The sequence below is a fragment of the Pseudomonas sp. NFACC16-2 genome, from assembly GCF_900119205.1.
GTDB classification, from domain to species: Bacteria; Pseudomonadota; Gammaproteobacteria; order Pseudomonadales; family Pseudomonadaceae; genus Aquipseudomonas; species Aquipseudomonas fluorescens_Q.
In genome coordinates this window covers 96,722-106,818 of the sequence record NZ_FPIX01000021.1, presented here as the reverse complement: position 1 = coordinate 106,818, position 10,097 = coordinate 96,722, and the positions used below count along the sequence as shown (strand labels likewise).

At 59.0% G+C, this 10,097-nt stretch carries 10 protein-coding genes; 6 read left to right on the top strand and 4 right to left on the bottom strand.

Going from position 1 to position 10,097, the window contains the following annotated elements:
- From BT116_RS17830 to BT116_RS17810, 5 genes are all read left to right on the top strand, one after another.
- Positions 1-804, top strand: an 804-nt coding sequence (locus tag BT116_RS17830; RefSeq protein ID WP_139271888.1) for an APC family permease, incomplete at its 5' end; no start/stop codon positions are given.
- Between the two features lie 120 nt (positions 805-924).
- Entirely contained in the window at positions 925-1,647 is a 723-nt protein-coding gene (locus BT116_RS17825; protein WP_072346050.1) for a haloacid dehalogenase type II, read from the top strand.
- 236 nt (positions 1,648-1,883) lie between these two features.
- Entirely contained in the window at positions 1,884-2,576 is a 693-nt protein-coding gene (locus BT116_RS17820; RefSeq protein ID WP_072346048.1) for a phosphoribosyltransferase, read from the top strand.
- Positions 2,577-3,007: 431 nt separating this feature from the next.
- The gene (locus BT116_RS17815; protein WP_072346046.1) at positions 3,008-3,325 is read left to right on the top strand and encodes a helix-turn-helix domain-containing protein; all 318 of its coding nucleotides are present in this window, start codon (positions 3,008-3,010) and stop codon (positions 3,323-3,325) included.
- Entirely contained in the window at positions 3,318-4,604 is a 1,287-nt protein-coding gene (locus BT116_RS17810) for a type II toxin-antitoxin system HipA family toxin (protein WP_072346044.1), read from the top strand. Before BT116_RS17815 ends, BT116_RS17810 begins: the two co-directional genes overlap by 8 nt.
- 241 nt (positions 4,605-4,845) lie before the next feature.
- Here BT116_RS17810 and BT116_RS17805 read toward each other — a convergent pair whose 3' ends face one another.
- The 4 genes from BT116_RS17805 to BT116_RS17790 all read right to left on the bottom strand — a co-directional run bounded on the left by BT116_RS17805 (position 4,846) and on the right by BT116_RS17790 (position 8,878).
- Complete coding sequence (locus BT116_RS17805; RefSeq protein WP_072346042.1) at positions 4,846-5,868, bottom strand: transketolase family protein; 1,023 nt, start codon at positions 5,866-5,868, stop codon at positions 4,846-4,848.
- The gene (locus BT116_RS17800) at positions 5,865-6,713 is read right to left on the bottom strand and encodes a transketolase (protein WP_072346040.1); all 849 of its coding nucleotides are present in this window, start codon (positions 6,711-6,713) and stop codon (positions 5,865-5,867) included. Before BT116_RS17800 ends, BT116_RS17805 begins: the two co-directional genes overlap by 4 nt.
- Before the next feature lie 17 nt (positions 6,714-6,730).
- Positions 6,731-8,032: an MFS transporter gene (locus BT116_RS17795; RefSeq protein ID WP_072346038.1), complete on the bottom strand. Its 1,302-nt coding sequence runs from the start codon at positions 8,030-8,032 to the stop codon at positions 6,731-6,733.
- A 96-nt stretch (positions 8,033-8,128) separates the two neighbouring features.
- On the bottom strand, positions 8,129-8,878 hold the full coding sequence (locus BT116_RS17790) for an SDR family NAD(P)-dependent oxidoreductase (protein ID WP_072346036.1): 750 nt from the start codon (positions 8,876-8,878) through the stop codon (positions 8,129-8,131).
- Between the two features lie 191 nt (positions 8,879-9,069).
- On the opposite strand from BT116_RS17790, the gene BT116_RS17785 reads away from it, so the two are divergent.
- Positions 9,070-9,987 (top strand): LysR substrate-binding domain-containing protein, encoded by a 918-nt coding sequence (locus BT116_RS17785; RefSeq protein ID WP_072346034.1) that lies wholly within the window; start codon positions 9,070-9,072, stop codon positions 9,985-9,987.
- Positions 9,988-10,097: the final 110 nt, after the last annotated feature.

Sequence of the window (10,097 nt, the reverse complement as noted above, 5' to 3'; positions counted from 1 at the left end):
TTCATCGGCTTCGAGGCCACCACCATCTACGGCGAGGAGGCCAGGAACCCGCACCGTACGATTCCCATTGCTACCTACAGCTCGGTGCTGTTGATCGGTGGTTTCTATGCCCTGTCGGTCTGGGCGATGGTGATCGGCGTCGGGGCTGACAAGATCGTGCCGACCCTGCAGGCGCTCCAGGATCCGACGACGTTCATCTACGGCATGTCCGATCACTTTGTCGGCCCGCACCTGACCCAGGTCATCCGCGTGCTGTTCATGGTCAGCATCTACGCCGGGCTGCTGGCGTTTCACAATGCCGCGGCCCGTTACTTCTACGCCATCGGGCGTGACGGTTTGCTCCACAGCCGCTTGGGCACCACCCATCGCGTCCATCAGAGCCCGCACATGGGCTCGGCGTTGCAAAGTTTGATCTCTGCCGTGGTCGTGCTGGTCTTCGCCGCGATGGATGCCGATCCGATCCTGCAACTGTTCGCCTGGCTGTCCAACCTGGCGACGCTGTGCGTGATTTTGCTGATGGCGCTCACGTCCGCGGCGGTATGGGTGTTTGCCCAGCGTCACCCCGAGCTCAAGCTGGGGATCTGGCGTGGGCGAATTTTCCCGGGCTTCTCTTGCCTGGCGCTATTGGCGGTGCTGTTTATCGCGGTGGTGCACTTCGATGTGCTGACGGGCGCGAGCAAGGCCTTGTCATACGGCCTCTGCGCGATCATCCCCGCAGCGCTGCTGGTTGGCGTGTTCCTCGCGGCGCGACTGCGCAAGGCGGCACCGCAGCGGTATTGGGTGCTGGGTAGTCACAAGCTATAGATGCTCGTGCAGTATCGATGACGCATGAAAAGGATAAGGCTAAGCTCATTGGGTTCCCGCGTTCCAGAGCCTCGGCGGCCGGTGTGCCAGGCTGGACCTAAATAGCAGAGGAGTCTTGCGATGGCGCTTGCACGAGCGTTGGCATTCGATGTGTTCGGTACGGTGGTTGACTGGCATTCAGGCATCGCACGTGAGGCGAGTCCATTCGTGTCGACCTACCTGCCCGCTGTCAGCCCTGCGGAATTTGCCATGCAATGGCGCCGGTTGTATGCGCCAGCGTTGCGCGAGTGCATCAAGGGGCATGGAGGCTTTGTTGTCCTGGACACGCTGCACTACGAGACGCTGGTCCAGTTGTTGACGGCTTACGGCCTGGAAGTCGACCAGGTTGACCCCGAGGTATTGCACACGCTTGCCCATGCCTGGCGTCGCCTGGACCCTTGGCCTGACGTAGCCGAGGGCCTGGCCCTGCTGCGTCGGCGCTTTACGGTGGTGACCTTGTCCAATGCCAATGTGGCCTTGATGATCGCTATGAACCGTTACAACGGTTTGCAATGGGACGCGCTACTGGGAGCGGAGTTCGCGCAAACCTACAAACCGGATCCGGCGGCGTACCTGTCCACGGCCAGGGCATTGGACATCAAACCCGTTGAACTCTGCCTGGTGGCCTGCCACCACAGCGATCTTGCGGCAGCCAGGGATTGCGGCCTGATGACGGCCTATATCGACCGGCCCATGGAATATGGCGGAGCGCCTGCACCCGATGCAGCCCAAGCCCAGGATTGGGATTGGCAGGCCGATGGTTTCATCGACCTTGATCGCAAGCTTCAGGCGATGTCTACCTGATCAAACGCCGGGCGACGCCATGGTGCACCACCCGCCCTTTCCAGCGAGCATGAGTTGCCGGATGTCTGGCTGACGAAGGGGCTTGATATATATCAACGCCAAGGTTGCTCTGACAGAGGATGGTGAATCTGTAACGGAGGTGCCCGTTGTAACGCAACGACGGCGACCCGTCGCAGCGTACTAGCCATCTGGCGCGACCAGGATCGTCCATCACGTCAATGCCTCAGGAGGTTCCCATGATTCAGAGCCCCTCATTGCAAACCACGTTGCCGAACCGCGCAGAGGCTGGCCGGCGACTGGTGGAGCCCTTGCTCAAATACGCCAACCGGCCTGACGCTGTCATCCTGGCCTTGCCCCGTGGTGGCGTCCCGGTGGCTTATGAAGTGGCGACGGCCCTGAACGTTCGCCTGGACCTGATGCTGGTGCGTAAGCTCGGCATCCCGTCGCACCCGGAGTTTGCCATGGGCGCCATTGCCAGCGCAGGCATACAAATCCTCAACGACGAGGCGCTGCGGGTGCACCCGATCGACCGCGCCAGTTTCGATGCCGTCGTCGCCCGGGAAACGCAGGAATTGTTACGGCGCGAACAGGTGTATCGCGGGAATCGCCCGCCGTTGCAGCTCAAGGACCAAGTCGTGATCCTGGTTGACGACGGCTTGGCAACCGGTTCCTCCATGATGGCCGCGGTCCATGCGGTACGCGTGCAGTCCCCGGCGCGCATTGTTGTCGCGGTGCCGGTTGGTCCGTTGGAAACGGTCGAGGCGTTGCGCAGCGAAGTGAATGAAGTGATTTGCCCACTCATTCCCGAGTGGATGATGTCGATCGGTTATTGGTATTTGGATTTTGCCCAGACGTCGGACGCAGAAGTCATTGAACTCATGCGCCAGGCCTGGCAGCGGGAAGCTTTGAGTGGTGACAGGAAGGAGTGAACACGAACCTGCGATTACATTGGACCACTTCAACAGTGGCGCGGTGTACGGCGCTCTCCAGCTTTCCAGGAATTATGCCCAGTTCGAGGCTGAGAAGACTAAGCGATTTCAGGACGTTGTACTCACGGTCACGGAGGGCCCTGACAAGACCTGACAAGATGCCAACCGCCAAAGCTCTTGAGGCAGCAGCTGAGAGCAAGGATAAAGTCAACGCCTACCTGATCGAGAAGCTGACGGAGAAGATGGGGCCCAAGAAGAATAACGATCCGGGTAACTGACAGCTTACAATGAGATAAATCCATTAAATTGTGGCTAAAGCCATAAATCAAGCGATAAGACACAGCTTTAGGGAATTAAGTTGCTTGATAGGGCTGGGCGTTAATTCTATAATTTTGTGAACTAACTGGCACAGAACGGGCTTGGTACACGTTATGTTGGATTTAAGCTTCAGCAAGCCGAGCGAGGTCGTCAAGCGCCTCTGCGATCGCTTGCGCACAGAGCGCTTGGCGCGGGATATGACACAAGCCGACTTGGCCGGGCGTGCCGGCATCGGCACAAATACAGTGTCCAACCTTGAAGCCGGGCGCAATGTCGGATTCGAGAACGTCGTTCGGGTGGCGATGGCTCTTGGCCGAACCAAGGAACTGGAAGGTCTGTTCCTGCCAAAGCTGGACAGCATCGAGGATATTCGGCGCTACGAGAACAGCGCCAATCGTCTGCGTACAAAGAGGAAGTCCGGCAATGCTTGAGCAGGTCAACGTCTTCTACGAGGGATGGGGTGAGCGATGGCAATGGGGCACGCTGGTCTCCACGACTGCCCTGACCGGTCGCCCGCTGATCGTGTTCGAGTACAGCAATGAAGCCAGGCAAAGGGGCTTGGAACTATCCTCCTACACGCTGCCGTTGGAGGGGGCTCACTTGCGCCGAGATTTTCCGGACCACCAACTGTACCTGCCAGGGCCTGTTTACGACTCCTTGCCGGATGGGTGGGGCATGTTGCTGATGGACCGTATGTTCAGGCGCCGCGGGCTCACCACGGCGCGCATCGGCTCACTGGAACGGCTGGCCTACATCGGTAGCAATGCAATGGGGGCCATGACGTTTGAGCCCGTGGCACCCGAAGGGCAGGAATCTGATGTCCACATCCCGCTGGAGCAGCTTGCGGCCGAAGTGCGGGAAGTGCTCCATGGAGACGGTGGCGAGTTCCTGCAGACGTTGCTGTTGGTGGGTGGCTCGCCTCAAGGTGCAAGGCCCAAGGCCCTCGTCTATCGCGATCCCGAAACTGGCCGGTTTACCACTGCCGTCACGCCGGGTTTTGAAGCCTGGTTGATCAAGTTCCCGGCCAAGGAAGAACAGGCCGAGGTTTGCGCAATCGAAATGGTCTACGCCGAGTGCCTGCGCATGTGTGGTATCGAAACCCCTGACACGCAGTATTTCAGTCTGCCTGACGGGTTGGCAGCGTTTGCCAGTAAGCGATTTGACCGCCGGGATGGTCTGCGCGTACCCATGCAAAGCCTCGCGGCCTTTACGGGGGCAAATTACCAATCTGCGGGGGTGTTGGACTACGTCAATTTTTTGCGGGCAACACAGATGTGTACCAACGACGTGCGACAGATGGCGGTGGCCTTCGAACGTGCCGTCTTCAATGTTGCGTTCAACAACAGAGACGATCATCCCAAGAACTTTGCCTACATCATGTCGCAAGACGGTCAGTGGAGACTGTCGCCGGCTTACGACGTGACCTTCTGCGAGGGGCCAAGTGGATATCACCAGATGGATGTGATGGGGGAAGCCCTGTCGATTTCCCGCACGCAAATGCTTCGGCTTGCCGAGGAAGCCGAGGTGCCCCCGGACGTCGCAGGCAGAATGATTGACGGCATTTGTGATGTGGCGAGCCAGTTTGCAAGCATTGCCGAGAACCTATACCCACAGGTTATTACTCGAGACACCTTGCGCACGATCCAAGACCGCATCGATCAGAACGTAGCTCGGTTACACTGCGATCATGCGGTCGGCGGTCGCCGTTGAAGATCGGCGGAGCAGACGCTCATCGACTGCATGTTCACCGTTGCGCTGAAAGTCTCATATCGGTCTAGTGACTCGCAAAGAGTCCGGTCGGAGCTATCACATCAATATGGGCTAAGGAAAGGCAGGATGATCAGATGAACAGCCTGCCAGAAGACGCTTAGAGACTCTCAGGGAATATTTTCAGTGAGCGGAGGAGGCCCTCCTGCCAAGGGACTCACTCAGTCCCTTGTAGGTTTGAACCCTATAACCAACCCTTGATCTGTGCGCACACAGCTTGGGTGGAAATACCGTAGCGATCGTGCAACGTCGGAAGCGCACCAGCATCGAGAAACGCGTCCGGCAACGCTATTTGCCGGAACGTCGGCGTAACGCCATTGCGCAACAGCACGGTCGCCACCGCTTCGCCCAATCCGCCGATGATGGAGTGATTCTCGGCAGTCACGACCAGTCGTCCCGGCTTTCTGGCTTCCGCCAGAATAGTCTGCTCATCCAAAGGTTTGATGGTGGGAACGTGAAGCACCGCGACATCCACGCCGTCAGCCTGGAGTTCCTTGGCGGCTTCCAGGGCACGCATGGTCATCAAACCGGTGGAAATGATTAAAACCTCATTGCCCGTGCGCAGGGTCTTGGCTTTGCCGATCTCGAATTCATAGCCATATTCGTCGAGCACCAGCGGTACGTTGCCGCGCAGTAACCGCATGTAGACTGGCCCTTGGTGCGCGGCTATGGCGGGCACGACTTGTTCGATTTCCAGGGCATCGCAGGGGTCGACGATCATCAGGTTGGGCATGGCGCGGAAGATCGCCAGATCATCCGTTGCCTGGTGGCTGGGGCCGTATCCGGTGGTCAGGCCCGGCAGACCGCAGACAATTTTAACGTTGAGGTTTTCCTCGGCAATCGCCATGCAAATGAAGTCATAGGCCCGGCGCGACGCAAACACCGCGTAAGTGGTGGCGAAGGGCACGAACCCCTCCCGAGCCATGCCGGCTGCTGCGCTCATCAACAGCTGCTCAGCCATGCCCATCTGGTAGAAGCGCTCTGGGTGCGCCTTCGCAAAAATGTGCAGGTCGGTGTATTTGGACAAGTCAGCCGATAAACCCACGATGTCCTGGCGCTGGTCCGCGAGTGCGGCCAGTGCGTGACCGAATGGCGCTGGTTTTGTGGCCTGGCCTTCAGCGGCAATCGAGGCAATCATCGCCGAGGTGGTCAGCTTTTTCTTCGGCGCTACAGGCGCCTGAGCCATCATGTTGGTTGCGTTGCTCATACTGTTTTGCCTTCTTCCAGGTTGTTCAGGGCCACATCCCATTCATGCTCGTCGACGCGGATGAAGTGAGTCTTTTCGCGGTTTTCCAGGAACGACACGCCTTTGCCCATCCTGGTATCACAGATGATGACGCGCGGTTGTGCGCCAGGGTGGCTGCGGGCAGCGTCGAACGCCTTGACCAAGGCGTCCAGGTCGTTGCCGTCTACCCGCTGGGTGAACCAGCCGAAGGCTTGCCATCGGTCAACGATGGGTTCAAATGCCAGCACTTCACTGGAATGTCCGTCGGCTTGCTGGTTATTCACGTCGACGATGGCGATCAGGTTGTCGAGTTTCCAGTGCGACGCTGACATGACCGCTTCCCAGGTGGATCCCTCATTCAGCTCGCCGTCCGACAGCAGGTTGTAGACGAATGAGGCGGACTGTTTGCGCCTCAAACCCAGGCAGGCACCCACTGCGATACCCAGCCCCTGGCCCAGCGAACCACCGGTGATCTCCATGCCGGGGGTGTAGGCAGCCATGCCGGACATGGGCAGGCGGCTGTCATCCGAACCGTAGGTTTCAAGCTCATCCAGTGGAATGATTTGCGCCTCGATCAGCGCGGCATACAGCGCAATCGCGTAATGACCGATGGAGAGGTAGAAGCGATCACGCTGTTCCCACTCAGGCTCTTCGGGCTTGTAGTTCAAGGCATGAAAGTACGACACGGCCAGCAAGTCTGCCGCGCCCAGCGCCTGGCCGACATAGCCCTGGCCCTGGACTTGGCCCATGCGCAAGGCATGGCGGCGAATGTTATGGGCGCGCTGCACCAGTGTGATGGAGGACGCGCGCGATAAGGTGGCAGTCATGGAAATTCTCCGTTAACTCAACGATTGACCGAAGCGGCAGGAATACGCAGCACCAAACAGGCACCGATGCACAGCACACCGGTAATCAGGTACATGCCGATGGCGCTCGAACCGGTCGTGGTAGTGATCCAACCAATCAGGTAGGGCGAGCAGAAACCCGCCAGATTGGCAAAGCTGTTGATTCCAGCGATCCCGGCAGCGGCGGAGACGCCTCCGAGCAAGGTGGTTGGCAGCATCCAGAACAGTGACGACGCCGACAGCACCCCTGCTGCTGCAAGGCACAGGCAAAACACCGACAGCATCAGCTGGGTGCCAAACACCGCCGCCAACGTGAGGCCCAGCGCACCGGCAATCATCGGCACCACCAGATGCCAGCGGCGCTCCTGGTGCTTGTCGCCGCTGCGCCCCATCAGCACCATCGCGACGATGGCGCACAGGTAGGGGAGGCTGGTGAGCAAGCCGATGTGCATCGGATCGGCAACACCGGCATTACGGATAAGGGTCGGCAGCCAGAAGGTGATCGCGTATTGGCCCATGACCACGCAAAAGTAGATGCAGGCGAGAATCCACAGGCGGCGGTCGCGCAGGAATGCGCCGACCGATGCATGGGTGACTTTGCGGCTGTTGTCCTCGGCCAGTTCTTTGCTGACCAGCGCTTTTTCTTCATCGGTAAGCCAGGTTGCCTGGTGCACGCCGTCCTTGAGGTAGGTCAGCACCATCAGGCCAACGATGACGGTCGGAATGGCTTCGATCACGAACATCCACTGCCAGCCCGCCCAGCCATGCACGCCGGCGAACTGGGTCATGATGTAGCCTGAGAGCGGCCCGCCGATCATGCCGGAGAGCGGGATGGCGATGAACCACAGCACGGTCATTTTGGCGCGGCGGTAGGAGGGGAACCAGTAGGTGAGGTAGAGCAGCAGGCCCGGTGCGAGCCCGGCTTCGGCGATGCCGAGCAGGAAGCGCAGCGCATAGAACTGCCAAGCCGTTTCCACGAAGGCGAAGAGGGCAGAGATAATGCCCCACGAAATCATGATGCGCGCGATCCAGCGACGGGCACCTACCTTGTGGAGAATGAGGTTGCTCGGCACTTCGCAGAGGAAGTAGCCAAGAAAGAACATGCCCGCGCCGAGCCCGTAGACGGTTTCGCTCAGGGATAGGTCGTTCATCATCTGCAGCTTTGCAAACCCGACATTTACCCGGTCCAGATAGGCGCACAGGTAGCACAACATCAGGAAAGGCATCAGTCGCCAGGCAGTTTTTCGATACGCGCTTGCGCGCACTGTGGACACAGTGTCGAGCGTCATGGTGGTCATCATAAGGGTCTGATCTCTTGTTTTTATAGAACGCCGCGCTTGAAGCCCGGCGTATCTTCGATCCTGAACTTGATGGACAGCGGGTGCTGACACCTGTGGTCAGTGGATCAACATGCCGCCGTTTACATCCAGCGTGATGCCGGTGAGGTAAGAGGACAAGTCGCTGGCGAGAAACAGTGCCGCATTGGCAACATCCTGCGCTGCACCAAGCCGACCCAGCGGGATGCTTTCGATGATTGCGTGGCGGCGTTCATCCTGCATCAGGCCCCCGGTGATGTCGGTATGGATCAGGCCTGGCGTAATGGAGTTGACGCGGATGTTGTCCGCGCCAAATTCGCGTGCCATGGCTTTGCCCAGCCCGAGCACGCCGGCCTTGGCGGCGCTGTAGTGCGGGCCGCCGAAAATACCGCCGCCGCGCTGGGCCGATACGGATGACATGCAGACGATGCTGCCCGAAGCCTGAGCGCGCATCACCGGGATCACTGCCTGGGACATCAACAGCGTGCCGCGCAGGCTGACATCCAGGACCTTGTCGTAATCGCTCGGGCGAATATCCAGGGTCTTGATGGGCTGGGTGATGCCGGCATTGTTGACGAGTATGTCGATACGGCCGTAGTGCTCCACCACCTTGGCGACCGCTGCCTGGACTTGTGTCTCATCGGCGACGTTGGCAGCCAGGCCCAGGTGGCCTTCGCCGAGGGTGGCTGCGGCGTCACGGGCGGCGGATTCGTCGAGATCCAGGATTACAACGCGGGCGCCGTGTTGGGCGAAGGTGAGCGCGGTTGCGCGGCCGATGCCGCGTGCGGATGCGGCGCCAGTAATAATCGCGACTTTGCCTTGAAGAAGCATGAGGGATACCTCTGATTGTTTTTATGGTTCGATTCAACGATCGATGGCTCAGAGTGGTCCCCGTCGACAGGCCGAGCAATAACGCAAACGTCACTGCTACATGAATAAAATTCAGCACTCGTCAATGCGGACCGCAAATGCTTGAATGGCACGATCCGCTCGCAACCCAAAAAACAATAGGCTGAATACCGATGCGCCAGGACGATCTCCCTTCATCCCATCTGCCACCGCTGAGAGCCATTCAAGCCTTCGAGCAGACTGCCCGTTTTGGCAACCTGGCAAGAGCCGCCGAAGTACTCGACCTCACACCGTCAGCGATCAGCCACCAATTGGCCAAGCTAGAGGTGATGATTGGTCGACAGTTGTTTGTGCGGGCAGCGCGTGGGGTGACCCTGACGCCAGTGGGTGAGCAATACTTGAAGGACATTTCCGGTCTGTTGCAGAGCCTTGAGGTCGCCACCGCGCGGGCAGCGAGTGACGTCAGCATGGATTGTCTGCGGCTGCATTCCTCCCCCAGCTTTGGCTTACTCTGGTTGATGCCGCGGTTGGAGTCGTTTCGCTTGAGCAATCCGGACATCCAGATCAATTTGTCCTGTTCTTATGAATCGCTGCACTTCAGTCAGGACAAGATCGATGTCGATATTCGTCACGGCCGGCCTAATTGGCCCAGCTATGAAGTGCGCACCGTGCGTAACGAAAGTTTCGCTGTGCTGGCCTCGCCCAAGCTGATCGCGCGCTGCGCGGTAAAAAACGCAGCAGATCTTCTGGCGCAAGAGCTGATCCTTTCCGAAGCAACCTTGCTCAAGTGGCCTGAGTGGTTCGCCCAACATGGTCTGGCGCGCCCCGAAAAGCCCTACGCCTTGAGTTTTGACCGGTCCTACATGAGCCTGGAAGCCGCGAGCCACGGCTTGGGCTTCGCCCTTGAAAGCACGCTGCTGGCGCAAAAGTACCTCGCCAACGGTTCGCTGGTTGAAGTCGCCCCCGAAGCCTTGAGCTCTGCGGTCGCCGCCCACCATTTGGTGTTCCCCAAGGCACACTCGAGCTTTCCCAGAGTCCGGCGATTCCTGGGTTGGATGGAAGTGGAGTTAGGGCATAGCTTTGTGTTTTAGCGCTGTGGTTTTCCAAAGGGAACTACCACTGGCCTACACCGTGAAGGCGATTTTGACACTGTCAATTATGGAGCGCGGTGTAATGCACCGATGTAGCTCGTGCGACTAAC